This is a genomic window from Caballeronia grimmiae, assembly GCF_022879615.1.
Classification (GTDB): Bacteria; Pseudomonadota; Gammaproteobacteria; order Burkholderiales; family Burkholderiaceae; genus Caballeronia; species Caballeronia grimmiae.
In genome coordinates, this window is sequence record NZ_CP084271.1 from 159605 (window position 1) to 182486 (window position 22882).

Sequence of the window (22882 nt, forward strand, 5' to 3'; positions counted from 1 at the left end):
CAGTCACACGGAGTCAACATGAACTTTCCGATCAATCCGCTTTCCGCCGCGATGAGCGCCATCCAGTCGATGTCCGCGGAGGCGGCCGGCGGCGCGTCGGCGTCGGGCGCAGTCACCGGCGGGGTCTCCAAGGCACGCGGAAGCTCCGGCGCGGTCAGCGCGGGCAGCTTCGCGGATGCGCTGAAATCGTCGATCGACAAAATCAGCGACAACCAGACCAAGGCGCTCGGCGAAGCGCACGCGTTCGAAATCGGCGCGCCGAACGTCTCGCTCAACGACGTAATGGTCGACATGCAAAAGGCGAACGTCGGTCTCCAGTTCGGTCTGCAGGTCCGCAACAAGCTGGTGTCGGCGTACAACGACATCATGCAGATCTCCGTCTGACGCGTTCAGGCGCCGTCCGCGCGAGCCCGCCGTTTTGGCCCCGAAGCCTTGCGCCCTAAAGCTTTGCCGCGTTCCTCCGATAACCCCGATAACAGCACGGCGAACGATGGTTCGCTCGCGACAGCGGGCAGCGCCTTCGTGATTTCCGCCGGCACCGATTTATTGCCGGACACGCAACGGGCGTCCGGACGGGCGGCGAGGGCCGCGCGGGCATTGCATTCAGGGAGAGCCATCGATGTATTCGCAGGGACAGGCGGGAGCCAACGCATATGCGCGCGTCGGCGTTCAGACGGGCGTGATGGGAGCCAGCCCGCACCGGCTCATCGTGATGCTTTATCAGGGCGCGAGGCAGGCCATTGCGCAGGCGCGGATGCATCAGCAGCAGAACAACATCGGCGCACGCGGAGCGGCGATCGGCAAGGCGATCAACATCGTCGAAAGCGGCTTGCAGCAGGCGCTCAACAAGGAAGCGGGCGGCGAAATCGCGCAGCGGCTGGACGCGCTGTACTCGTACATGACGCGCCGGCTTCTGGAAGCGAACCTGAAGCAGGACGAGAAGATGCTCGTTGAAGTCGACGACTTGCTCGCGACGCTCGAGGAAGCGTGGGTTGGAATTGGACCGGAAGTGGCGCAGATGACCGCGGCAGCCGTCTGAACGGAAGTGGCGGGCGACTGCCAGAGAAGAATGAAAACCACACAAGAATACTTCGCTCACTACGAAGCCATCGCCGCGCTTTCCGCCCAGATGCTGGTGGCGGCGCGCGAAGGCGAATGGAGCGAACTAAAGGCGATGCAGGGCGTGTATCGCGGCTTGGTCGACCAGTTGCAGGAGACGGATGCCGGCTCGGAGCTCGACGAAAGCGCCCGGGCGCGCAAGCTGGACCTGGTGAAGAAGATTCTCGCCGACGACGCCGCCATTCGCGATCTGAGCTCGCCGAGTCTCGCGCGCCTGTCGGCGCTATTCACGGTCAACAGCACGGCGCGCGTTCTGAAGAAGATGGTCGGACTGCGTTGAACGACGCGCCGCGCGCTTGAGCGGACGCACTTGAGGATTTCGGCATGACAGGACTCGACTCCACGCTGGCGGCGCTGCTTGCGAGCCGCACCGACCTCGTCCTGTCCGCGATCCGCGCGGCCGATGGCGTCAACGGCGCGGCCGGCGCCGCCGCTGGCCGGACGACCACACAAGCGGACACATCGCATTCCGTCGATGCGCCCGTCACGCCCGCATCGGTCGCGGCGAACGCGGCGGCATCGGCGAAAACCGAACTTTCGGACGTCGCGCGCACGCTCGACGTGATTTCCCGGCTGGGCGGTGCAGCGCCCGCCGTCCTCGGCGATACGCCTCTATGGCCGACGCCTCCGCGCCCCGCGAGCGCCTTCGCCGCGCTCACGACCGGCCTTTTCGATACCGCTTTCTCTTCCAACGCAGCCGCCGTCGCCGCAGCGCGCGCCGCGAGCTTGAACTTGCCGCCGCTGCCGGCTTCGGTGCTCGCGGGCGAACTGGCGAAAACCGTCGGCGAGAGCGGGCTCTTCTACGAATCGCATCTCGCGCAGTGGCTGGCGGGGCAGCGCAGCGCGGCATCGCTCGGCAACGAGCCGCAGGCGCACGTCGATTCCCGCTCGGCGCCGCTCGACTTCGCCGACGATTTCCACTCCGCCCCCGATATTCCCGACACGCCCCCGCCGATGCCCGCGCGCCCCGTCGCGATGCCGCAGACGCCGCAGCAGGCGGCCGCGCTCGCGGCGTCGGTGCGGGATGCGCCGCCTTCGGTGCTGTCGAATTCGCAGACCGCGAGTCCTGCGCCGTCCCTGGCTGCGCAGCCGGGATCGCATGAATCGGCGGTGCAGGCGTCCGTGACCGCGGGCATTCATCCCGCGACGCTCGATGTCGTGCGTCAGCAACTCGACGTGCTCGCCAACGGACAGTTCCGCTGGCAGGGCGAGGCGTGGCCGGGGACGCGCCTCGAATGGGAAGTCAGCCGTGAGCCGCGCGACGCCCGCACGCCTGAATCGCCCGCCGACGATCGCGCCTGGCGCACCCGTGTGACGCTTTCGCTGCCCGCGCTCGGCACGGTGGACGCTGAACTGGTGCTGACCGGCGAGCAACTCGCGGTGCGCATTCGGACGAGCGATCGCGGCGCGAGCCGCCTGGCGTCGGAGGGCGCGGCGTTCGCGCGTCAGCTCGATGCGGCGGGCATCGCGCTGACGTCGTTTTCCGTGCGTGCGGCGGACGGTGCAGCCGACATCGATTTGGGCGAGCACGAGGCAAGCGCGAAGCCGGTGCGCTCGCCGCTCGAGCATTTATTCCGGAGCGACGGAGGTTCGGCATGAGCACGCCCTACAGCCGCAAGCAGGCGACGGCGCTGACCTACGATTCCGCGAATCGCGAGACGACGCCGCGTGTCGTCGCGAAGGGTTACGGGCTCGTCGCGGAAATGATCGTGCAGCGCGCGAAGGAAGCGGGCGTGTACGTCCACGACTCGCCGGAAATGGTGTCGCTGCTGATGCAGGTCGATCTGGACGCGCATATTCCACCCGCGCTTTATCAGGCGGTGGCGGAATTGCTGTCGTGGGTTTACCGGCTGGAGAACGAGGAGCCGATTCGGGAGGCGGGGCGGACGATCCGCTGACGGCGGCTGCACCGCTGCGCGCTACCCCGCAAACGCCCGCGCCATGATCCCCTCGTGATCGAACCGCGCCGGCAACGTCCCATACACCCGCCCGGTATCGCCGCGCGCATCGCCGAGCCGCGTGTCGATAAAAGCCTGCGCCACGTCCGCCGGCGCATGCCGCGCCATCAGCACGCCTTGCGCGCATAACGCCAGTCGCTGCGCGATGCCGCGCGCCGACGCTTCGCGGGACGCGGGGTCGCCCGTCAGCATCGCGACGAGTCCCTGCAACGCCGCGCCAAGCGCCGAATGCCGCGCCGCAGTCTCGCGCCAGTCGTCGAAAAGCGCGTGGGCGGCGTCCTGTTCGCGCTCGAACGCGCGCAGCACGTCGAGGCACATCACATTGCCGGAGCCTTCCCAGATCGAATTGACCGGCGCTTCGCGATAGAAACGCGCCATCGGCCCGGTTTCGACGTAGCCGTTGCCGCCCCAGACTTCCATCGCCTCGCCGGTGAATTCGAGCGCGCGCTTGCACACCCAGAATTTCGCCGCGGGCGTCACGATGCGCCGCCACGCGCGCTCGTGCGGCGCGCTGCCCGCCGCGCTCTGCTCGAACGCGCCCGCGAGCCGCATGAACAGCAGCGTCGCCGCTTCCGATTCGAGCGCGAGGTCCGCCAGCACATTGCGCATCAGCGGCTGATCGACGAGCCGCGCGCCGAACGCGCTTCGATGCCGCGCGTGATGAATGGCCTGCACGAGCGCCGCACGCATCAGCGCCGCGCTGCCGATCACGCAGTCGAGCCGCGTGAAGTTCGCCATCTCGATGATCGTCGGCACGCCGCGCCCTTCATCGCCGATCATCACACCGTAGGCATCGAAAAATTCGACTTCGCTGCTCGCATTCGAGCGATTGCCGAGCTTGTCCTTCAGCCGCTGCACGTGGACCGCGTTCTTGCGTCCGTCCGGCGCAAAGCGCGGCACGTAGAAACACGACAGCCCGCCTTCGTCGGCGGTGTGCGCGAGGACGAGATGCGCGTCGCATTGCGGCGCCGAGAAGAACCACTTGTGGCCGATCAGCCGATAGGCGCCGCCGCGCCCGCCGCCTCCATCGACGGCATGCGCACGCGTGCGATTGCTGCGCACGTCCGAGCCGCCTTGCTTCTCGGTCATGCCCATGCCGATCATCATCGAACGCTTGCCGGCTTCCAGCGGAATGTCGCGCGGATCGTGTTCGCGCGACAGCAACGGCCCCGCGAGCCGCGCATAAAGCGCCGGTTCGTTGCGCAAAACGGGAATGCTCGCGAAGGTCATCGTGATCGGACACAGCGACCCGGATTCGAGCTGGCCATGCAGGAAGTAGCCTGCGCAGCGCGCGGCCATCGAACCGGCGCGCGCCTGCGGTTCGAACGGAAGCGCCTGCAGGCCCTCGTGACGCAGCCGCCGCAGCAACTCGTGCCACGCCGGATGAAACTCGATTGCGTCGATGCGCTCGCCGCGCGAATCGTGCGTCGCGAGCTCCGGCGCGTGGCGGTTCGCGAGGTCCGCGAGCGTGAGCACATCGGGCTGCGTGAGCGCGCGGCCATCGCGGGACAGCGCGCCGGCATGCCACTGCGCGCCCTCGCGTTCGACGGCGGCGGCAAGCGCGCAATCGGCGGCGAAAGCGTCGTAATCGCAAAGCGGCGGCGCCTGGTTGGTCACGTGATGTGTCGCGCCGAAAGGGTGATCGTGTGAGCCAGCCAAGGGCGAATCCATGCGTCGGTCTCCGTCGTCGGTGACGCGGCAACGGCGCTGTCTTTTCCAAGCGACAGTCGCCCGGTCCATCGTCGCCATCTCGAATTCATCCATCATAGGCCGTGCTTTCGGCTGGAGTGTAGAGGCATCGCTCTCTTCAATCGGGCCGGGCGTGGCGGCGCGGTTGTCACAGATCGTCAACTTTTCTTGGGCGCAGTCTGAAAGCGTTGCGCGCTGAGAGAATTCCGATTGTTTAGGCGTCCACGCTGACTGGGTGTCGCGCGAACCTATAATCGGCTCGACTTGCCGGGCACGATCGCCCGCGCGACCACGCCTTTTCAGGAAGTAACCGCAATGAGCATGAACCTCAATCAATTGGTGCAGGGCGCTTTAAACGAAAGCGTGTTGCAGCAGCTCGCTTCACGCGTCGGCTGCACGCCGGAATCCGCCAAGCGCGTCATCTCGTTGTGCGGTCCTGCGCTCATCGGCTCGATGATGAACAAGGCGTCGTCGCTCGATGGCGCGCGCAACCTCTTCGCATCGGTCATGTCGCCGAGCGTGAACACGCATATCGCCGACGAACGCCGCGCTTCGTCGTCCATGACGAAGGCATGCAGTCGCTGCTGGCAACGGGTGCGTCGGTGGAAGGCGCGGTTGCGTCGCACGACAGCCTCGACTTGCTGAGTGAGCGCATCGCCGAGCACACCGGCGTCGCGGCGGGCGCGACCCGCACGCTGACGGGCGTGGTGGGGGCCACCATCCTCGGGCTGCTGAAACGCTACTTTACGCAGAACAACGGGCAGGTCGGCTCCTTGCCGACGCTGCTCGGGCATCAACTGCCCGTCGTGCGCGCAAACATGACGGACTCCTTCGCGCAGGCGCTCGGCCTCGGCTCCGTCGGCGCGTTTCTCGCGGGAGTGGCGTCACGGCTGAAGGCGGTGTCGTCGCATCTGGAGCATCCGGCGACGCATGAAGCGGCGGCGTTCCCGATTCATAGCGATCGCCCGGCCGCGCCCGAAGCGGACGACGAAGCGAAAGACACGTCGGGCAAGCGCAAATGGCTGTGGGTGGCGAATGCGGCGGCGCTCGCGCTGTTCGCGGCGCTCGTCGCGCGTGGCTGCTCGACCGACGACAAGCCGAAGGAACAGGCCGCCGATGCGCAAGCAGACGCTTCGGCCGCGTCGGATTCCACGGCTGATTCGACCGCCGCGATCGCCGTGGATGCGTCCGCATCCGCGCCGGTTCAGGCTTCGGTGCCGGCGCTGCCGGCCGGCAAGGACGCGGTGGCTTCTTTCACGGTCGACGCGTCCGGCGTGCCGACGCTCACCGCCAAGGTCGGCAGCGAGCAAGAGCGGCAACGCCTGATCGCTGCATTGTCGTCCGCGCTCGGTGCGGACAAGTTCCACGCAAACGTGACGGTCGATCCGGACACGAAGCCGTCCGCGTGGATCGGCAAGCTCGACAAGCTGCTTCCCGTGCTGAAGCTGCCGGGCGCACGCGTGCGCATCGCGGGCGACAACATCGAACTGGAAGGCCCCGCCGCCGACGCGAAGCTCGGCTGGGCGGCCAAGCTGACGTCGCTGTTGGGCTCGGGCTGGCACATCGGTGCTGCGAAGGGCAGCGTCGATGCGCCGGCATCGGCTGCATCGGCTGCCTCCGCCGTTTCCGTCGCGGCGAATTCCGAAGCGTGCACCGCGCCGGCGATCGCCCGGACGCTGAATCTGCAGCCGATCAACTTCCGCATCGGCTCGAACACGCCTCCCGCCGCCGCGATGGCCGCGCTCGCCAAATCCGCCAAGACGCTCAAGGCGTGCGACGAACGCGTGTCGCCGATCAAGCTGGAGATCGCCGGCTATTCGGACAACACCGGCAGTCCGGCGTTGAACGTGGCGCTGTCGAAGAAGCGCGCGGAAGCGGTGCGTGCCTACCTGGTCAAGCACGGCATTCCGGCAAGTTCGCTCACGGCGCAAGGCTTCGGCGAAGCCAGCCCGATCGCCAGCAACACGACGCGTGCCGGACGCATGGCAAATCGCCGGATCGAGTTCCACGAAGTGCGTTGATTCGGCTTCCTGTTCCGTTCCCGTGCTGATTCACGCGCCGGGCCGCCATTGGCGGTTCCGGCGCGTTTCGCTTTCAGGGCCGCGTTTCAGCGGCGTCCGCGGGCCAGGCCATCGGCCATGAAGTCCTGATCCAGATTCGCGGGCAAGGTTTCGCGCGCAACTTCGATCCAGGCGCGCGCCGCATGCGACAGATATCCGTTGCGCCGCCAGCCGACCGCCATGTCCCAGTGAATCTCGGGCGCGACCACCGGGCGGCAGGTGAACGCCTCCGTATCGAGGCGGCGGCAATACGGCGCGGGTAGCAGCGCGATGCCAACGCCCGCCTGCACCAGCGCCGCCATGAAATCCCAATGCCCGCTGCGGCCGACGATCGTCGGCGAAAAGCCCGCCTCGCGGCAGGCGTGCAGCACGACATCGCTGAGCGCGAGGCTTTCCCCGTAAAACACGAACGGTTCGGCGGCGAGATCGGCGAGCGGCACTTCGTGCATGTCCTCCCAGCGCGAACCTTTCTGCGCGACGAGCCACAGCAATTGGCGGCTGACGGGCAGCACGTCGAACATGTCGGTATCGACCGGCTGCAAGACGCCGCCCAGTTCGAGTTCACCTTCGATCAACGCGGCTTCGATCGCTTTCGATCCGCGCTCGAACAGTTTCAGCTCGACTTTCGGATACCGCTGCCGAAACGCCGCGATGGCGGGCGTGAAAAGCGAGCCGCCCATCGGTGGAATGCCGATGGTGAGCGCCCCGCGACCGAAGGTGCCAAGGTCGTTCAGTTCGGCTTCGAGCCGCGCATGAGCCGCGAGCACTTCGATGCCGCGCTGATACACGATCTGCCCCGCATCCGTCAGCACCATCTGCCGGCCCTCGCGCAGCAGCAGCGGCGAGCCGACCTCGTCTTCCAGCGCCTTCACCATTTTGCTGATCGTCGGCTGCGTGACGAACATGTGCTCGGCCGCCGTCGTGAAGCTCTTCTGCTTCACCACTTCGACGAAGTAACGCAGTGCACGCAATTCCATCGCAGCCTCCGGATTCCAGATCGGAATGATGCAAATAATTTTAAGTCATTTTTTTTATGGAAAGGCAGCCCATATACTCGGACTCAAGGTTAACCCTAGTCATTCTTCTACCGGAATACGCCATGTCCGCCGTCCTCTCGAATCAAACGCCCGTAATGAACACCCGCGCCAGCGCCGCGCGGTTCGTTCGCGTGGCGGTGCAATCGGCGGGCATTGCCGCAATCTGGTTCGCTGCGGACTTCGTCGCGCGCACGCTGGCGTTGCCGGTGCCGGGCAGTGTGGTCGGTTTGGTCGCGCTGCTGATCCTGCTGATGAGCGGCGGCATCGCACCGCGTTGGGTCAAGGCCGGCGCGGACTGGCTGCTCGCCGACATGCTGCTGTTCTTCATCCCGGCGGCGGTCGCCGTCGTGCAATACGGCGGGCTGTTCAAGGAAGACGGCTGGCGGCTCGCGCTGGTCGTCGTCGGCGGGACGCTGATGGTGATGGTCGCGGTCGCCTTCGCCGTCGACCGCGCGGCACGGCTCGAGCGGCGTCTTGCGCTGCGGCGCGCGCTTGTCGCCCGCCACGCGGCGCGTGCGTGATCGGCGACCAAGCGACGATGAGCCACTTCTACGCTTCCCTTTTCGGTGACGACGCCGGCCGGCTGATCGCGGCGGGGTGCTTCGTGCTGACCGTCGCGCTGTACTTCGCGTCGAAGCGCCTGTACGCGCGCTACAAAAGCCCGTGGCTCACGCCGCTTCTGGCGGTCCCGGCGGTGCTCGCGCTGATCGTCGTGACCGCGCGCATCCCGTATTCCGTCTATTTCGCCGACACGCGCTGGCTGATGTGGCTGCTCGGTCCCGCGACCGTTGCGTTCGCGGTGCCGATCTACGAGTATCGCGCGTTGCTCAAGCGTCACTGGATTTCGCTGACGGTCGGCGTGACGGTCGGGATTCTCGTGGGCGTCGGCGGATCGCTCGCGCTCGCGAAACTGCTGCATCTGTCGCCGGAATTGCAGCGCAGCCTCGCGACGCGCTCGGTTTCGACGCCGTTTGCGCTCGCCGTGTCCGACAAGATTCACGCTTCCAGGGATCTCACCGCGCTTTTCGTGATCGCGACGGGCGTATGCGGCATGCTGTTCGGCGAACTCGTGCTCGCGCTGGTGCCGCTGCGCACGCGGCTCGCACGTGGCGCATTGTTCGGCGCGGCGGCGCACGGCGTCGGCACCGCGAAAGCGCGCGAATTGGGGAGCGAAGAGGGCGTCGTCTCCAGTCTCACGATGATGATCGCGGGCGTCGTGATGGTGCTGCTCGCGCCCTTGCTGCAAGTGTTGCCGTTCTAAGCAAGCGCGCGACAAAATCGGCGCATCAAGAGCCAAACCATCTCACAAGACTTTGCTACAATCGACCTTCGCCCCCGAGGAGCGTTGCGACGGACGGTTCGCTGAAAAGCACCATCTGCCAGGCTCGGAGGCATTCAATCCGGACGGTTCGAAGGCGCTTCAGCACTGAACGCGCACGCAGAGCCACCGCATTCGAACGGCGCTCACGTCAACATTTCTAGTCTTTTTAGAAAAGGAGGGCGTGATGAACGCCGCAGTTCTCGATTCCCAAAACACCAAAGATTTCGTCGTCGCCGACATGTCGCTCGCCGCATGGGGCCGCAAAGAGCTCGACATCGCCGAGACGGAAATGCCGGGCCTCGTGCAGATCCGCGAAGAGTACAAGGTGCAGCAGCCGCTGAAAGGCGCGCGCGTCGCCGGGTCGCTGCACATGACCATTCAGACCGGCGTGCTGATCGAAACGCTGAAGGCGCTGGGCGCGGACGTGCGCTGGGCGTCGTGCAACATCTTCTCGACGCAGGATCACGCTGCCGCCGCGATCGCCAATGGCGGCACGCCGGTGTTCGCGTTCAAGGGCGAATCGCTCGACGAATACTGGGAATTCTCGCACCGCATTTTCGAATGGCCGAATGGCGAATTCGCCAACATGATTCTCGATGACGGCGGCGACGCAACGCTGCTGCTGATCCTTGGCTCGAAGGCGGAGAAGGATCGCTCGGTGATCGCCAAGCCGACGAACGAGGAAGAAGTCGCGCTGTACAAGTCGATCGAGCGCCACCTCGACGCCGATCCGACGTGGTACTCCACGCGCCTCGCGCACATCCAGGGCGTGACGGAAGAAACGACGACGGGCGTGCATCGCCTGTATCAGATGGAGAAGGAAGGCCGTCTGCCGTTCCCGGCCATCAACGTCAACGATTCGGTCACGAAGTCGAAGTTCGACAACCTGTATGGCTGCCGCGAATCGCTCGTGGACGGCATCAAGCGCGCAACCGACGTGATGATCGCGGGCAAGATCGCGGTCGTGGCCGGCTACGGCGACGTGGGCAAGGGCTGCGCGCAATCGCTGCGCGGTCTGGGCGCGACCGTGTGGATCACCGAAATCGATCCGATCTGCGCGCTGCAGGCAGCGATGGAAGGCTATCGCGTGGTCACGATGGAATATGCCGCCGACAAGGCCGACATCTTCGTGACGGCGACGGGCAACTACCACGTCATCAACCACGACCACATGAAGGCGATGCGCAACAACGCGATCGTCTGCAACATCGGCCACTTCGATTCCGAAATCGACGTTGCGTCCACGCGCCAGTACACGTGGGACAACATCAAGCCGCAGGTCGATCACATCATCTTCCCGGACGGCAAGCGCATCATTCTGCTGGCCGAAGGGCGTCTCGTGAATCTGGGCTGCGCGACGGGCCATCCGTCGTTCGTGATGTCGAACTCGTTCACGAACCAGACGCTCGCGCAGATCGAACTGTTTACGCGTGGCGACCACTACGAAAACAAGGTCTACGTGCTGCCGAAGCAACTCGACGAGAAGGTGGCGCGCCTGCACCTCGGCCGTATCGGCGCGGAACTGACCGTGCTGTCGGATGAGCAGGCCGGCTATATCGGCGTAGAAAAGAACGGTCCGTTCAAGCCGAACCACTACCGCTATTAATCGGACGCGGCGGCTGTCGCGCGCGGGCGCCTCGTGCATCCGCGCGCCGTTGCGCCTAACGACGACCATCCCGGAGAACCTCGATGACCGTGCTGCTGACATGGCTGATCAATGCGCTCGCGCTGTTGATCATCACATATCTGGTGCCGTCGATTCACATACGCAGTTTCGGCACGGCGCTCATCATCGCGGTCGTGCTGGGGCTGATCAATGCGGTGCTGCGCCCGATCCTCATCGTCCTTACGCTGCCGGTCACCGTCCTCACGCTCGGCCTCTTCATCCTCGTGGTGAATGCGCTGTGCTTCTGGCTGTGCTCGTCCTTGCTGAAGGGCTTCGAAGTATCGGGATTCTGGTCCGCGTTCTTCGGCTCGATTCTGTACAGCATCGTCTCGTGGCTGCTGTCGGCGCTCATCTTCGGGCAGCGCAACTTCGGGTAGCCGCCGCGCTTCCCGCGCACACACCAACATGAAACCGATCGAACTCTCATTCGAGTTTTTCCCGCCGAAGACGCAGGAAGGCGTGGACAAGTTGCGGGCTTCGCGCGCGCAACTGGCGAAGCTCTCGCCGAAGTTCGTCTCCGTGACCTTCGGCGCGGGCGGCTCCACGCAGCAAGGCACGCTCGACACCGTGCTCGAAATGGCGGCGGAAGGCTTCGAGGCGGCGCCGCATCTTTCGTGCATCGGCTCGTCGAAGGAAAGCCTGCGGGCGATTCTCGGCGCGTATCGCGAGCACGGCATTCGCCATATCGTCGCGCTGCGCGGCGATCTGCCTTCGGGCATGGGCGAAGTCGGCGAACTGCGCTATGCGTCGGAGCTCGTGGCGTTCATCCGCCAGGAGCACGGCGACTGGTTCCACATCGAAGTGGCCGCGTATCCGGAGTTTCATCCGCAAGCGCGTTCGCCGCGCGCCGATCTCGAGAACTTCGCGCGCAAGGTGAAAGCGGGCGCGAACGCCGCGATCACGCAGTACTTCTTCAACGCCGACGCGTACTTCGAGTTCATCGACGAAACGAAGAAGCTCGGCGTCGATGTGCCGATCACGCCGGGCATCATGCCGATCACGAACTTCTCGCAACTGATGCGCTTCTCCGACATGTGCGGCGCGGAAGTGCCGAAGTGGATCGCGCGCCGGCTGGAAAGCTATGGCGACGATCGCGAGTCGATTCGCGCGTTCGGTCTCGACGTGGTGACGGGCTTGTGCCGCCGTCTCGTCGATGAAGGCGCGCCGGGCCTGCATTTCTATACGTTGAACGGTGCGGCCGCGACGAAGACGATCTGCGAGCGGCTCGGCTTCGGCAAAGCCTGATTTTTCGTTGTTTGCATCACCCGCGCGGCGCTCGCCGCGCGGTTCTTCTTCTCTCCCGCATCAACGCATCCCGCCACACGCCTTTGCTCCTTCCGAAACTGGGGAAAACCGCGTATCGGCGTCATATTTGTTCGTGCTAGTGTTGCGCCCGGTTTTTTCGTCCGCTAACAAGGCGGAGGACGCGATCAAGTAAGATCGCGCTACGCTGGCCAGAAGCCGGCACTGACCTGGAGGAAACATGAAGAAAATTGGCCTGTTGCGAGCCGCCCGCTTGTCGGCGCTCATGGGCGCTGTCGCTACGGCAACGCTGTTCGCGGCGAGCGCTGCGAACGCGGCAATCCCGAACAAGACACTGATTTACTGCTCCGAAGGCAGCCCCGCCGGTTTCGATCCCGCGCAATACACCACAGGCACCGATTTCACCGCCAACACGTTCACCGTGTACAACCGCCTCGTCGAATTCGAGCGCGGCGGCACGAAGGTCGAACCGGGTCTCGCCGAAAAGTGGGAAGTCTCGTCCGATGGCCTGACTTACACATTCCATCTGCGCCACGGCGTGAAGTTTCAGACGACGTCGTACTTCAAGCCGACGCGCGAATTCAACGCGGACGACGTGCTCTTCACGTTCAACCGCATGCTCGATGCGAACCATCCGTTCCGCAAGGCGTACAACGCGCAGTTCCCGTACTTCACGGACCTCGGCCTCGACAAGCTGATCGCGAAGATCGACAAGGTCGATCCGTACACCGTCAAGTTCACGCTGAAGGAAGTGAGCGCACCGTTCATCCAGAACATGGCGATGGAATACGCGTCCATTCTCTCGGCGGAATACGCGGACAAGCTGCTGAAGGACGGCAAGGCCTCCGACATCAATCAGTATCCGCTCGGCACGGGTCCGTTTATTTTCCGCAGCTATACGAAGGACGCCACCATCCGCTTCGATGGCAATCCGGACTACTGGAAGCCGAACGCGGTGCAGATCTCGAAGCTGATCTTCTCGATCACGCCGGATGCCGCCGTGCGCGTGCAGAAGCTCAAGAGCAACGAATGCCAGGTGATGAGCTATCCGCGCCCGGGCGACATCTCCGCGCTGAAGTCGGCATCGAACGTGGACACGCCGTCGCAGGCCGGCTTCAACGAAGGTTACGTCGCGTATAACGTGACGAAGAAGGACCTCGGCAACGCCGACGTTCGCCGCGCGCTCGACATGGCCATCAACAAGAAGGCGATCATCGATTCCGTGTATCAGGGCGCGGGTCAAGCGGCCACCGCACCGATGCCGCCGACGCAGTGGTCCTACGTCAAGAACCTGAAGACGAACCCGTACGACACCGCCAAGGCCAAGGAACTGCTCTCGAAGGCAGGCTTCCCGAACGGTTTCGAGATCACGCTGTGGGCCATGCCCGTGCAACGCGCCTATAACCCGAATGCTCGCTTGATGGCCGAAATGATTCAGGCCGACTGGGCGAAGATCGGCGTGAAGGCGAATATCGTGTCCTACGAGTGGGGCGAGTATCTGAAGCGCGCGCACGCGGGCGAACACGATGCGCTGCTGATCGGCTGGACCGGCGACAACGGCGATCCCGACAACTGGCTCGGCACGCTGCTCGGCTGCGATGCCGTGAAGGGCAGCAACTTCTCGAAGTGGTGCTACAAGCCGTTCGACGATCTCGTCGTGAAGGGCCGCTCGACCACCGATGTCGCCGCGCGCACGAAGGCTTACACCGACGCGCAGCAGATCTTCGCGCAACAACTGCCGTTCTCGCCGATCGCGCATTCGACCGTCTATCAGCCGGTCAGCAAGAAGGTGACGAACATGAGGATCGAGCCGCTCGGCTACGTGCGCTTCGATGGCGTCGGCATGCAGTAATCTGCTGACGGAACGCTTTTTGCACTAGACGATAATCAGTCGCAACAGGGCCGGCGGCGCGGATCGAAACGATCCGGCCGCCGGTTACGTATTTACCCCACGAACGATATCAAAGGGCGATCATGTTCCGATTCGTTTTGCGACGCATAGGAATGGTGATACCGACGTTCATCGGCATTACGATTCTCGCGTTCGCGCTCATCCACCTGATCCCGGGCGATCCCATCGAAGTGATGATGGGCGAGCGGGGCGTGGACCCGGCGATGCACGCCGAAGCCATGAAGCGCCTGGGGCTGGACCAGCCGCTTCCGCTCCAATATCTCACTTACGTCGGCCATGCATTGAAGGGCGATCTGGGCACGTCCATCATCACGAATACGAGCGTGATGGGCGAGTTTCTGGCGCGCTTTCCGGCCACGGTCGAACTGTCCATTTGCGCGATGATCTTCGCGCTCGTCGTCGGCCTGCCGGCTGGCGTCGCGGCGGCGCTCAAACGCGGCACGGTCGTCGATCACAGCGTCATGGGCACCGCGCTCACCGGCTATTCCATGCCGATCTTCTGGTGGGGCTTGATCCTCATCATGTTCTTCTCCGCGAAGCTCGGATGGACGCCCGTGTCGGGACGCATCGCTGTGGAGTACGACATTCCGCACGTCACGGGCTTCATGCTGATCGACTCGCTCTTCTCGACCGATGAAGGCGCGTTCACGTCGGCGTTGTCGCATCTGATCCTGCCGACCATCGTGCTCGGCACGATTCCGCTTGCGGTCGTCGCGCGCATGACGCGCTCGTCGATGCTCGAAGTGCTGCGCGAGGACTACATCCGCACGGCGCGCGCGAAGGGCTTGTCGCCGTTGCGCGTGGTCGTCGTGCATGCGCTGCGCAACGCGCTCATTCCGGTCGTCACCGTGATCGGCTTGCAGGTCGGCACGCTGCTCGCGGGCGCGGTGCTGACCGAGACGCTGTTCTCGTGGCCGGGCGTCGGCAAGTGGCTGATCGACGCGATTTCGCGGCGCGACTATCCGGTCGTGCAAGGCGGCATTCTGATGATCGCATCGCTCGTGATCGTCGTGAATCTGGTCGTCGATCTGCTCTACGGCGTGTTGAATCCGCGCATTCGCCATACTCGCTGAGGACACACGAATGGCTGACGTTCAAAACAATCTCCCGCCCGGTGCGCTGACGCCGCCGTCCGGCCGCATGGTCGCGGCGCGCGAGTTCTGGGCGAACTTCTCGCGCAATCGCGGCGCCGTCGTGGCGGGCGTCATCGTCATTGCGCTCATGCTGGTCGCGATCTTTGCGCCGCTGATCGCGCCGCATAGCCCGATCGAACAATACCGCGACTATGTGAAGATCCCGCCCGCGTGGCTCGAAGGCGGCAATCGCATGTTCCTGCTCGGCACCGACGAAGCGGGCCGCGACATTCTCTCGCGCCTGATGTACGGCGCGCGGCTGTCGTTCTGGATCGGCTTCGTGTCGGTGGTGCTCGCGCTGATTCCGGGCGTCGTGCTCGGTCTGATGGCCGCGTTCTTCAACTGGCTGGATACGCCGATCATGCGCGTGATGGACGTGCTGCTCGCGCTGCCGTCGCTGCTGCTCGCGGTCGCTGTCGTGGCGATCATCGGGCCGGGGCTCGTCAACACGATGCTCGCCATCGCGATCGTCGCGCTGCCGGGCTATGTGCGCCTCACGCGCGCATCGGCGCTCGGCGAATTGCAGAAGGAATACGTGACGGCATCGCGCGTCGCGGGTGCGGGCACCGTGCGGCTCATGTTCTCGCAAGTGCTGCCGAATTGCGCCGCGCCGCTCATCGTGCAGGCGACGCTCGGTTTCTCGTCCGCGATTCTCGATGCCGCCGCGCTCGGCTTCCTCGGCCTCGGCGTGCAGCCGCCGGCTGCGGAGTGGGGCGCGATGCTGGCATCGGCGCGCGATTACATCGAAAGCGCATGGTGGATCGTGACGATGCCCGGTCTTTCGATTCTGATCTCGGTGCTCGTCATCAACCTGCTCGGCGACGGGCTGCGCGATGCGCTCGATCCGAAACTGAAACGGATGGGATGACATGAACGATCTATTGACTATCCGTAACCTGCAGGTGACCTTCGGCGGCACGCAGGCCGTCGATCGCATCAGCCTGTCGGTGGCGCCGGGCGAAGTGGTCGGCGTCGTCGGCGAATCCGGCTCGGGCAAGAGCGTCACGATGATGGCGCTGATGGGCCTCATCGATGCGCCCGGCAAAGTCACCGCCGATCAGGTCACGTTCGACGGCAAGGACTTGCTGAAGGCGTCGGCGCGCGAGCGTCGAAGGATCATCGGCAAGGACATCGCCATGGTGTTTCAGGACGCGCTCACGAGCCTGAACCCGAGCTATACCGTCGGCTATCAGATCAAGGAAGTGCTCAAGCTGCACGAAGGTTTGCGCGGCGATGCGTTGCACAAGCGTGCGCTCGAGTTGCTCGATCAGGTCGGCATTCCGGATGCGAAAAGCCGCATCGATGCGTTCCCGCATCAGATGTCGGGCGGCATGAACCAGCGCGTGATGATCGCGATGGCGGTCGCGTGCAATCCGAAGCTGCTGATCGCCGACGAGCCGACCACCGCGCTCGACGTGACCATTCAGGCGCAGATCATGGAACTGCTCGTGCGCCTGCAGAAGGAACGCGGCATGGCGCTCGTGCTGATTTCGCACGATCTCGCGGTGGTGTCGGAAGTGGCGCAGCGCGTGGCGGTGATGTACGCGGGCGAGATCATCGAAACGAATCATGTGCCGGCGATTTTCAGCGAGCCGCATCATCCGTACACCGAAGCGCTGCTGGCCGCGATTCCCGAGCATAGCCGCGGCGCGGCGCGTCTCGCGGCGCTGCCGGGCATGGTGCCCGGGCGGGACGATCGGCCAAGCGGGTGTCTGTTTGCGCCGCGCTGCAAGTATGCCGTCGATGACTGTTGGAAGGGCCGGCCGCATCTGTATCAACTCGACTGGAACGATCCTGCGGTGCGTGCGCGCTGCATCAAGCCGCTCAATGTCGCAAGCGATGTGAAGCAGGCGGTGCGCGCGGAGCGCGAGGCACAGATCGTCGGGGAGGGCGCGCGATGAACGCGATACCGAAGGAACTCAATCAGGACATCGTGCTGGCCGCCGACAAGCTCACGAAGCATTACTCGGTCAAGCGCAGCATGTTCACGCAGGGCACGGTGAAGGCGCTGAACGGCGTGTCGTTCGAATTGCGGCGCGGGCGCACGCTCGCGGTCGTCGGCGAATCGGGATGCGGCAAGTCCACGCTTGCTCGCCAGCTGACGATGATCGAAGCGCCGACGTCGGGCCGCCTTTTGATCGACGGCGAAGACGTGGCCGGCGCGAGCAAGGCGAAGATCGCGGATTTGCGCCAACGCGTGCAGATGGTGTTTCAAAACCCGTTTGCCTCGCTGAATCCGCGCAAGACGGTGGAGCAGACGCTCGGCGAGCCGCTCGCGATCAACACGAAGCTCTCGTCGACGGAACGTGCGGAACGTATCGCGAAGATGATGCGCACCGTTGGCCTGCGGCCCGAACATGCGTCGCGTTATCCGCACATGTTCTCGGGCGGACAGCGTCAGCGCGTGGCAATTGCGCGGGCGATGATTCTCGATCCGCAGATTCTCGTGGCGGACGAACCGGTGTCGGCACTCGACGTGTCGATTCAGGCGCAGATTCTGAATCTCTTCATGGATCTGCAGCAGGAGTTCGGCACGAGCTACGTGTTCATCTCGCACAATCTGTCGGTGGTCGAGCATATCGCCGACGACGTGATGGTGATGTACTTCGGCGGCATTGCGGAGCTGGGCGACAAGAAGACGATCTTCGCGAATCCGCGACATCCGTACACGCGTTCTCTGATGTCCGCGACGCCTGCGTTGTTCGAGGAAGATCGGCGCATCAAGATCAAGCTGCAGGGCGAGATGCCGTCGCCGCTGAATCCGCCGTCGGGCTGCACGTTCCATCAGCGCTGCCCGTATGCGATCGAGCGATGCCGGGTGGAAGAACCGGCGCTGCGTGTCGTCGATGGCCGCCAGGTGTCGTGTCATCGCGCCGAGGAGGTCGGTGAAGCCGAAGCCTGAATCGCGGGCGGCGCGCCGGTTGATCGACCGGACGCGCCGCTTCGTGTCCTGTGGCATGGCGCTGCTCGCGCGGCGCGCTGGCGTCGTGGCGTACGCGCTGGCGCTGTTGTTCGCGTTGTCTACGGTGGCGTTCGCGGTCACGGGATCGCGCAGTCCGCCCGGCGGCACGCCTCAACCCGCGGGCGATGCAAGCGCGACGGAGGTTCCGGCATCGGCGGCACCGCCCGCGACGCCGGCTCGGGTCGTTCCAGTCGACCGCTCCGACGGCACGACGGCAAGCGGGCCCGTGCGCGCGGAACCGGCGCGCATGCCGTTCTATGTCGCCACGAAAGGCGCGACGACGATCTATCTGCTCGGCACGTTGCACGTCGGTTTCCCGACCGACTATCCGCCTGAACAGCCTTTTCGCAAGCCGATCCTCGCGGCGCTGTATGCATCGCCGACACTGGCGCTCGAAATTTCCCCCGACGAACTGCTGCTCTCCCAAGACGATGTGAACCGCTACGGCATGTGCCGAAGCGAATGTCTGATCGACTATTTGCCCGATTCGATGTGGAAGAAGGTCGAGGCGCGCATGCGCGGCAATCCTGTTGCGCTGAAGAATCTGCGTCATACGAGGCCGTGGCTCGCGTCGATGCTGATTCAAACCTATGACACGCTGAAGGCCGGGTTTCAGAGCGAGTACGGCACGGAGGCGCAGTTGCAGAATGTTTATTTGCGCGTGCGGGGGAGAATTGTTGGGCTTGAGACGCTGAACGAGCAGATATCGACGTTTACGCATCTATCGTCGGCGCAGCAGCGGGAGATGCTGGCGCAGGATCTCGTGCAAACCTCGGCGGAGAATATCGCCGATGTGAAGGAGTTGCATCGGCTGTGGCGTATCGGCGATGCGGATGCACTGAAGGCTTGGGACGATGCCAAGAGCTCGAAGCTGGCGCGGTCGAAGGCGCTGGCGGCGCAGGTGGATAACCGCGTGGTGTATGAGCGGAATCGGCGGTTCGTGCAACGGATCGTGGGGCTGGCGGCGCCCGATCGGCCGGTGTTCGTGGCGATCGGGGCGTTGCATCTTGGTGGCGAGCGCGGGGTGCTGGAGTTGTTGAGGAGGAGGGGGTTTGTGGTGGTGGGGGGGTGAATATCGTCGCTTCGGCTTCCGATTACTTGGCCGACGCTTCCCGATAGAAGTGCAAGACGTCCTGATCCTCTTTGAGCAGATACATTCCGGCAGCGTTGGCCACTTTCACCGACGCGTCATTCCCACTCTTGACTTCCGCGCGAATCGGACATTCGCAGGAAATATCATCTGCCACGAGCCGGACCATGCGTGTTGCAACTCCCCCGCCACGCGCGTCGGGAGCAACGGTCCAGGAGAGTTCGGCCGTTCCGTCGAGTCCGTGGTCAACGCGCACTGTTCCGACAGGACGCCCGCGTTCCTCGGCGATGAATATCAGCCGTCGGGGATTGGCGAGGCTCTGGGCCAACCAGCGCTCATGTCGATCGCGGGGAATTTCCGAGGTATCGTGACTCGCGTCTCGTGTGATCGGATCGTTTCTCCACTTGTAAAGCAGTTCCGAATCTTCGGCAGTGGCCTTTCGTAACGTCAACATGTAAGGATTCTCTTGTTCAATACACAGCATCGAGCCTGACATGTGCGTCTCAGCGGACCACGACGCGGCCGCTACCCGGAGGCGAGACGGATCCGCCCGCATTCGAATCGAAGCTGCAATTCTGTGCGACGACCGTTGCGCCGTATGCATTGACTCCATAGCGTCCCGACCCCGAAGCATGGCAACGAACGAGCATGGATTCGTCCGCGCCAGCGGAAGTGCTGAAACCATCTTTGAAGGCCCCCTTGGCTACACAGTCAACCAGCCGCACTCGTCGACTTCCATTGACGATGCTGAAGCCGTTGAAGTCAGCGCCTGCAGTACCTCTGGTTCCTGCGTTAGTCGAAAGAAGCCTTAGACCGGTTGTATCGTCGGCGGGCTGCCCCGCATGTCCGAAGTTGAATCCGTGGAAATATGCATTGGAATGGCTACTGCAGTCCACAACCAGCGACTGCCTCGAGTCGCAGCCGATGCCCGATGCGCCCGCGATGTAAGTCGCAACTTTGGAGATCAGGTTTCGCGCGGAGCTTGGGCCGCCCACCTGAACACCGCTCCAGCTTTCGGCCCCACCGTGCGTTTCGGTATCGCAGACCGTGCTGTCGCTCACATCCGAGAGCCAGATGCCCTCCCGGCCATAGTCCTCTAGCCGATCGATCGACACCAGGTGATTCCGCCCTCCGAGCACATGTACTGCAGCGCCCGATCGCTCACGTGTAGCAGGCGAGAAGCGGTTTCCACCTGCCCGCGCAAGATCTATCGCTACCGACGAGCAGTTGGTCAAGCGTATCAACTCATGTTCCGCTTGAGCTGCCTGAAGCGCCTTCGCACCGTTGATTCCGCCGTTGCCGACAAGCGAGATGTGCGAGTTTCCCCGTTCCGGATCGGCATTTGTGAATATCGCTGCGCGCATCGGTGCGCTGGGCGGCATCTCGACCGTGCCGTCGATGACCATCGTCGCGTTGGAAGGCAACGCAGCATCAATGACGGACGCACGTAACCCTGGAGGAATCCACGCGTAGACATCCGGTTCTTCTAATGCGCGCATAAGCAATGACGTGTAGTCATTGTCCTTGGCCGTGCCAAAACGCCTGACGTCTACCAATTTTCGACGATCGGCGAACCAGGTTCTTCCCAGCGCGTCCGTCAGGCCCGGCTCGGTGTGCTGACCGCCGTCATCGCGGTAAAGGAACCGCCCTTCCGGTGGCGTTGACGAAGCGGCGTATCGTACAAAGATACGACGAGCCTGCCCCGCGTAAGCCGAAAGGTCGGAACGCATACGAAGAACATCCAGGTTGTCCGCATCGTGGCGAACACCGGTGGACTGCAGCGAAGCGGCTTCGACCTCCAGCTCCGCTACGGCCGGTTCTCCGACCGGGTCACGTGACTGCGCAAGCGCATCTACGCCCGCTACGCACAACGGAAATGCGAACAGCGACTTAAGCATTAACCGTCTGCGACTCATGCGGAAGATCTCGAAAGTCTGCTCATCGCAAAGCCGACGCAATCTTTGATGACAAAAAAGACGGCTACCGGATAACCGAAGAAGTACCGTTTGAACAACGTCGGCTCGTCATAGATTCGATAGGCCCAGCGCAACTGGAGGCGATCGATCCAGGCAGGATAATAACGCGCGCCCTTCTTAGCCATTTGATGAAGAAAGCCGCCGCACGTATAGGCCGTTCCTCTCCAGCCAAGCTTGCGAAGCTCGTGAAGGAAACGTTCCTGGTACGGCGATCCCATGCCACAAATTAACACATTTGCTTTGGGATCCAAAACGTCGCGAAGCGCATCAATCCGATCGAGGTCGCACAGGAAATATCCGTTCCGGCTGCCGCAGACGTTGAGTGCAGGGAACCTCTCGACCAGCACCGAAATCGCGCGGTCGAGGTTTGCCTGCGTGGATCCGCTCGCAGTCGGTCGAGACCACGACGCGATCGAAGCAACTCGCGCGCAACGCCGCTTCGATTGCCCAGCCGATGATTGGCTTGCCGCCGAAGAGCTTCGTATTTTTGCCGGCGATCCGCTTACTGCCGCCACGCGCCGGAATGATGGCCACGGTCGTCATGACAGTGCCTCAGTGAGCGCATCGACAACCGTGTCCTGCTGTGCATCCGTCATGGCCGGATACAGGGGAAGGCTGATCGCTTCACGGTAATAGCGCTCCGCTTCCGGGAAGTCTCCCGCCCGAAACCCGAGCGACTGGTAGTACGGCTGCGTATGTACCGGAATATAGTGGACATTCACGCCGATTCCGGCAGCACGCAAAGCCTGCACGAGATCCGCTCGCGCGCGCGTCGTTTGATCGAGACGCAGGCGAATGACGTAGAGATGCCATGCCGACTCCGCATCGGTGATTTGCAACGGCGTCTGAACGGGCAGTGCTTCGAGGAGCCTGTCATAGCGAGCCGCGATAGCTTTGCGGCGGCTAACGTAAGTATCGAGTCGCGTCAGTTGCGAAAGCCCGAGCGCGGCTTGCAGGTCCATCATCCGGTAGTTAAACCCGAGATCGATCTGCTGGTAATACCAGGGACCATCCGGCTCCTGCGTCATCGAGCCTGCATCACGCGTGATGCCATGGCTCCTCAGCAACTCCATCCGGCTCGCGAGTTGCCGGTCATTCGTCATCGCCATTCCGCCTTCGCCGGTCGATGATCTTCACCGGATGAAAGCTGAAGACGGTGATATCCGAATATAGGCAGTTTCCAATCGGCGCGTTTTTATAGGAAGCGCCGATCGCATGTGAGGCATCTTCGATCACCCGGAATCCATACTGCCGGCTCAGGTCGTGAATGGCTTCGAGATCGCACGGCTGGCCGCAGAGGTGAACGACGACCAGAATCTTCGGCAGTTCGCCTAGCTTGCGCGCGTGTTGGAGCTTCAGTTCGAGCGCTCGGACATCGATGTTGTAGGTGACCGGGTGGATATCCACAAAGTCGACTTTCGCGCCGCAATATCGTGCACAGTTCGCAGAAGCGACGAAAGTAATAGGGGTCGTCCATAGACGATCACCCGCACCCAACTCGAGGGCCAGGCAAGCGATATGTAGTGCCGATGTCGCGCTGTTCACCGCTACGCCGAAGCGCGCTCCGACTCGCATGGCTATCGCTTTCTCGAAGCTCGGCACTGCCGGACCTTGTGTGAGAAAGTCCGAGCGCAAAACGTCGATTACTGCGTCGATATCGGCTTGCGTGATGTCCTGTCTGCCGTACGGAATCATG

Annotated in this window: 24 protein-coding genes, 1 pseudogene and 1 riboswitch; of the genes and pseudogenes, 18 read left to right on the top strand and 7 right to left on the bottom strand. The window is 63.7% G+C overall.

Annotation, left to right across the window (positions count from 1 at the left end):
* The first annotated feature begins 18 nt into the window (after positions 1–18).
* From fliE to LDZ21_RS00740, 5 genes are all read left to right on the top strand, one after another.
* A complete protein-coding gene (gene fliE, locus LDZ21_RS00720; RefSeq protein WP_035962245.1) occupies positions 19–384 on the top strand; it encodes a flagellar hook-basal body complex protein FliE in 366 nt (121 codons plus the stop codon).
* Between the two features lie 235 nt (positions 385–619).
* Complete coding sequence (gene fliS / locus LDZ21_RS00725) at positions 620–1039, top strand: flagellar export chaperone FliS (RefSeq protein ID WP_035962247.1); 420 nt, start codon at positions 620–622, stop codon at positions 1037–1039.
* Positions 1040–1069: 30 nt separating this feature from the next.
* Positions 1070–1399 (top strand): flagellar protein FliT, encoded by a 330-nt coding sequence (locus tag LDZ21_RS00730; RefSeq protein WP_035962249.1) that lies wholly within the window; start codon positions 1070–1072, stop codon positions 1397–1399.
* Positions 1400–1443: 44 nt separating this feature from the next.
* Positions 1444–2718, top strand: coding sequence for a flagellar hook-length control protein FliK (fliK, locus tag LDZ21_RS00735; protein WP_244793822.1), 1275 nt, complete (start codon positions 1444–1446; stop codon positions 2716–2718).
* The gene (locus LDZ21_RS00740; protein ID WP_035962253.1) at positions 2715–3017 is read left to right on the top strand and encodes an EscU/YscU/HrcU family type III secretion system export apparatus switch protein; all 303 of its coding nucleotides are present in this window, start codon (positions 2715–2717) and stop codon (positions 3015–3017) included. The genes fliK and LDZ21_RS00740 overlap by 4 nt, the downstream gene beginning before the upstream one ends.
* Positions 3018–3038: 21 nt before the next feature.
* Here the strand turns inward: LDZ21_RS00740 and LDZ21_RS00745 are convergent, their stop codons facing one another.
* Positions 3039–4748 (bottom strand): isovaleryl-CoA dehydrogenase, encoded by a 1710-nt coding sequence (locus LDZ21_RS00745; RefSeq protein ID WP_244793823.1) that lies wholly within the window; start codon positions 4746–4748, stop codon positions 3039–3041.
* 339 nt (positions 4749–5087) lie between these two features.
* Between LDZ21_RS00745 and LDZ21_RS00750 the strand changes: the two genes are divergently transcribed.
* Together LDZ21_RS00750 and LDZ21_RS00755 are read left to right on the top strand one after the other, a co-directional pair.
* Positions 5088–5411, top strand: coding sequence for a DUF937 domain-containing protein (locus LDZ21_RS00750; protein WP_244794732.1), 324 nt, complete (start codon positions 5088–5090; stop codon positions 5409–5411).
* Entirely contained in the window at positions 5339–6787 is a 1449-nt protein-coding gene (locus LDZ21_RS00755) for an OmpA family protein (RefSeq protein ID WP_244793824.1), read from the top strand. Before LDZ21_RS00750 ends, LDZ21_RS00755 begins: the two co-directional genes overlap by 73 nt.
* Before the next feature lie 86 nt (positions 6788–6873).
* Here the strand turns inward: LDZ21_RS00755 and LDZ21_RS00760 are convergent, their stop codons facing one another.
* Positions 6874–7803 (bottom strand): LysR family transcriptional regulator, encoded by a 930-nt coding sequence (locus LDZ21_RS00760; protein ID WP_244793825.1) that lies wholly within the window; start codon positions 7801–7803, stop codon positions 6874–6876.
* Positions 7804–7925: 122 nt separating this feature from the next.
* Between LDZ21_RS00760 and LDZ21_RS00765 the strand changes: the two genes are divergently transcribed.
* The 11 genes from LDZ21_RS00765 to LDZ21_RS00815 all read left to right on the top strand — a co-directional run bounded on the left by LDZ21_RS00765 (position 7926) and on the right by LDZ21_RS00815 (position 19192).
* Positions 7926–8384 (top strand): CidA/LrgA family protein, encoded by a 459-nt coding sequence (locus LDZ21_RS00765; RefSeq protein WP_404980550.1) that lies wholly within the window; start codon positions 7926–7928, stop codon positions 8382–8384.
* Between the two features lie 17 nt (positions 8385–8401).
* Positions 8402–9124 carry an LrgB family protein gene (locus LDZ21_RS00770; protein WP_035962430.1) on the top strand — a complete coding sequence of 241 codons (723 nt, stop codon included), beginning with the start codon at positions 8402–8404 and terminating at the stop codon, positions 9122–9124.
* Positions 9125–9194: 70 nt separating this feature from the next.
* A riboswitch (S-adenosyl-L-homocysteine riboswitch) is annotated at positions 9195–9336 on the top strand.
* Between the two features lie 32 nt (positions 9337–9368).
* Entirely contained in the window at positions 9369–10790 is a 1422-nt protein-coding gene (gene ahcY / locus LDZ21_RS00775; RefSeq protein ID WP_244793826.1) for an adenosylhomocysteinase, read from the top strand.
* 83 nt (positions 10791–10873) lie between these two features.
* Positions 10874–11227 (top strand): phage holin family protein, encoded by a 354-nt coding sequence (locus LDZ21_RS00780; RefSeq protein ID WP_035962261.1) that lies wholly within the window; start codon positions 10874–10876, stop codon positions 11225–11227.
* A gap of 28 nt (positions 11228–11255) precedes the next feature.
* The gene (gene metF, locus LDZ21_RS00785) at positions 11256–12095 is read left to right on the top strand and encodes a methylenetetrahydrofolate reductase [NAD(P)H] (RefSeq protein WP_035962263.1); all 840 of its coding nucleotides are present in this window, start codon (positions 11256–11258) and stop codon (positions 12093–12095) included.
* 238 nt (positions 12096–12333) lie between these two features.
* Positions 12334–13965 carry an ABC transporter substrate-binding protein gene (locus LDZ21_RS00790; protein WP_244793827.1) on the top strand — a complete coding sequence of 544 codons (1632 nt, stop codon included), beginning with the start codon at positions 12334–12336 and terminating at the stop codon, positions 13963–13965.
* 122 nt (positions 13966–14087) lie between these two features.
* Positions 14088–15098, top strand: coding sequence for an ABC transporter permease subunit (locus LDZ21_RS00795; RefSeq protein WP_035962268.1), 1011 nt, complete (start codon positions 14088–14090; stop codon positions 15096–15098).
* A gap of 10 nt (positions 15099–15108) precedes the next feature.
* Positions 15109–16026 (top strand): ABC transporter permease subunit, encoded by a 918-nt coding sequence (locus LDZ21_RS00800; protein ID WP_035962270.1) that lies wholly within the window; start codon positions 15109–15111, stop codon positions 16024–16026.
* Position 16027: 1 nt separating this feature from the next.
* Complete coding sequence (locus LDZ21_RS00805; protein WP_052005671.1) at positions 16028–17059, top strand: ABC transporter ATP-binding protein; 1032 nt, start codon at positions 16028–16030, stop codon at positions 17057–17059.
* The gene (locus LDZ21_RS00810) at positions 17056–18060 is read left to right on the top strand and encodes a peptide ABC transporter ATP-binding protein (RefSeq protein WP_035962272.1); all 1005 of its coding nucleotides are present in this window, start codon (positions 17056–17058) and stop codon (positions 18058–18060) included. Before LDZ21_RS00805 ends, LDZ21_RS00810 begins: the two co-directional genes overlap by 4 nt.
* A gap of 55 nt (positions 18061–18115) precedes the next feature.
* A complete protein-coding gene (locus LDZ21_RS00815; RefSeq protein WP_244794734.1) occupies positions 18116–19192 on the top strand; it encodes a TraB/GumN family protein in 1077 nt (358 codons plus the stop codon).
* Between the two features lie 22 nt (positions 19193–19214).
* Here LDZ21_RS00815 and LDZ21_RS00820 read toward each other — a convergent pair whose 3' ends face one another.
* The 5 genes and pseudogenes from LDZ21_RS00820 to pseC form a co-directional block, all read right to left on the bottom strand.
* Positions 19215–19706, bottom strand: a complete 492-nt coding sequence (locus tag LDZ21_RS00820) for a GNAT family N-acetyltransferase (protein ID WP_244793828.1) — start codon at positions 19704–19706, stop codon at positions 19215–19217.
* Positions 19707–19713: 7 nt separating this feature from the next.
* Positions 19714–21108 carry a right-handed parallel beta-helix repeat-containing protein gene (locus LDZ21_RS00825; protein WP_244793829.1) on the bottom strand — a complete coding sequence of 465 codons (1395 nt, stop codon included), beginning with the start codon at positions 21106–21108 and terminating at the stop codon, positions 19714–19716.
* A 14-nt stretch (positions 21109–21122) separates the two neighbouring features.
* Positions 21123–21533: a WecB/TagA/CpsF family glycosyltransferase gene (locus tag LDZ21_RS00830; protein ID WP_244793830.1), complete on the bottom strand. Its 411-nt coding sequence runs from the start codon at positions 21531–21533 to the stop codon at positions 21123–21125.
* The gene (locus LDZ21_RS00835; RefSeq protein ID WP_244793831.1) at positions 21454–21729 is read right to left on the bottom strand and encodes a cytidylyltransferase domain-containing protein; all 276 of its coding nucleotides are present in this window, start codon (positions 21727–21729) and stop codon (positions 21454–21456) included. Before LDZ21_RS00835 ends, LDZ21_RS00830 begins: the two co-directional genes overlap by 80 nt.
* Positions 21726–22881 (bottom strand): annotated as a pseudogene (gene pseC / locus LDZ21_RS00840) (UDP-4-amino-4,6-dideoxy-N-acetyl-beta-L-altrosamine transaminase). Before pseC ends, LDZ21_RS00835 begins: the two are co-directional and overlap by 4 nt.
* Position 22882: the final 1 nt, after the last annotated feature.

Bases quoted from the DNA above. Each gene is read 5' to 3' on its own strand.
- fliE (WP_035962245.1), top strand. From the start codon at position 19: ATGAACTTTCCGATCAATCCGCTTTCCGCCGCGATGAGCGCCATCCAG.
- fliS (WP_035962247.1), top strand. From the start codon at position 620: ATGTATTCGCAGGGACAGGCGGGAGCCAACGCATATGCGCGCGTCGGC.
- LDZ21_RS00730 (WP_035962249.1), top strand. From the start codon at position 1,070: ATGAAAACCACACAAGAATACTTCGCTCACTACGAAGCCATCGCCGCG.
- fliK (WP_244793822.1), top strand. From the start codon at position 1,444: ATGACAGGACTCGACTCCACGCTGGCGGCGCTGCTTGCGAGCCGCACC.
- LDZ21_RS00740 (WP_035962253.1), top strand. From the start codon at position 2,715: ATGAGCACGCCCTACAGCCGCAAGCAGGCGACGGCGCTGACCTACGAT.
- LDZ21_RS00745 (WP_244793823.1), bottom strand. From the start codon at position 4,748: ATGGATTCGCCCTTGGCTGGCTCACACGATCACCCTTTCGGCGCGACA.
- LDZ21_RS00750 (WP_244794732.1), top strand. From the start codon at position 5,088: ATGAACCTCAATCAATTGGTGCAGGGCGCTTTAAACGAAAGCGTGTTG.
- LDZ21_RS00755 (WP_244793824.1), top strand. From the start codon at position 5,339: ATGCAGTCGCTGCTGGCAACGGGTGCGTCGGTGGAAGGCGCGGTTGCG.
- LDZ21_RS00760 (WP_244793825.1), bottom strand. From the start codon at position 7,803: ATGGAATTGCGTGCACTGCGTTACTTCGTCGAAGTGGTGAAGCAGAAG.
- LDZ21_RS00765 (WP_404980550.1), top strand. From the start codon at position 7,926: ATGTCCGCCGTCCTCTCGAATCAAACGCCCGTAATGAACACCCGCGCC.
- LDZ21_RS00770 (WP_035962430.1), top strand. From the start codon at position 8,402: ATGAGCCACTTCTACGCTTCCCTTTTCGGTGACGACGCCGGCCGGCTG.
- ahcY (WP_244793826.1), top strand. From the start codon at position 9,369: ATGAACGCCGCAGTTCTCGATTCCCAAAACACCAAAGATTTCGTCGTC.
- LDZ21_RS00780 (WP_035962261.1), top strand. From the start codon at position 10,874: ATGACCGTGCTGCTGACATGGCTGATCAATGCGCTCGCGCTGTTGATC.
- metF (WP_035962263.1), top strand. From the start codon at position 11,256: ATGAAACCGATCGAACTCTCATTCGAGTTTTTCCCGCCGAAGACGCAG.
- LDZ21_RS00790 (WP_244793827.1), top strand. From the start codon at position 12,334: ATGAAGAAAATTGGCCTGTTGCGAGCCGCCCGCTTGTCGGCGCTCATG.
- LDZ21_RS00795 (WP_035962268.1), top strand. From the start codon at position 14,088: ATGTTCCGATTCGTTTTGCGACGCATAGGAATGGTGATACCGACGTTC.
- LDZ21_RS00800 (WP_035962270.1), top strand. From the start codon at position 15,109: ATGGCTGACGTTCAAAACAATCTCCCGCCCGGTGCGCTGACGCCGCCG.
- LDZ21_RS00805 (WP_052005671.1), top strand. From the start codon at position 16,028: ATGAACGATCTATTGACTATCCGTAACCTGCAGGTGACCTTCGGCGGC.
- LDZ21_RS00810 (WP_035962272.1), top strand. From the start codon at position 17,056: ATGAACGCGATACCGAAGGAACTCAATCAGGACATCGTGCTGGCCGCC.
- LDZ21_RS00815 (WP_244794734.1), top strand. From the start codon at position 18,116: ATGGCGCTGCTCGCGCGGCGCGCTGGCGTCGTGGCGTACGCGCTGGCG.
- LDZ21_RS00820 (WP_244793828.1), bottom strand. From the start codon at position 19,706: ATGTCAGGCTCGATGCTGTGTATTGAACAAGAGAATCCTTACATGTTG.
- LDZ21_RS00825 (WP_244793829.1), bottom strand. From the start codon at position 21,108: ATGCTTAAGTCGCTGTTCGCATTTCCGTTGTGCGTAGCGGGCGTAGAT.
- LDZ21_RS00835 (WP_244793831.1), bottom strand. From the start codon at position 21,729: ATGACGACCGTGGCCATCATTCCGGCGCGTGGCGGCAGTAAGCGGATC.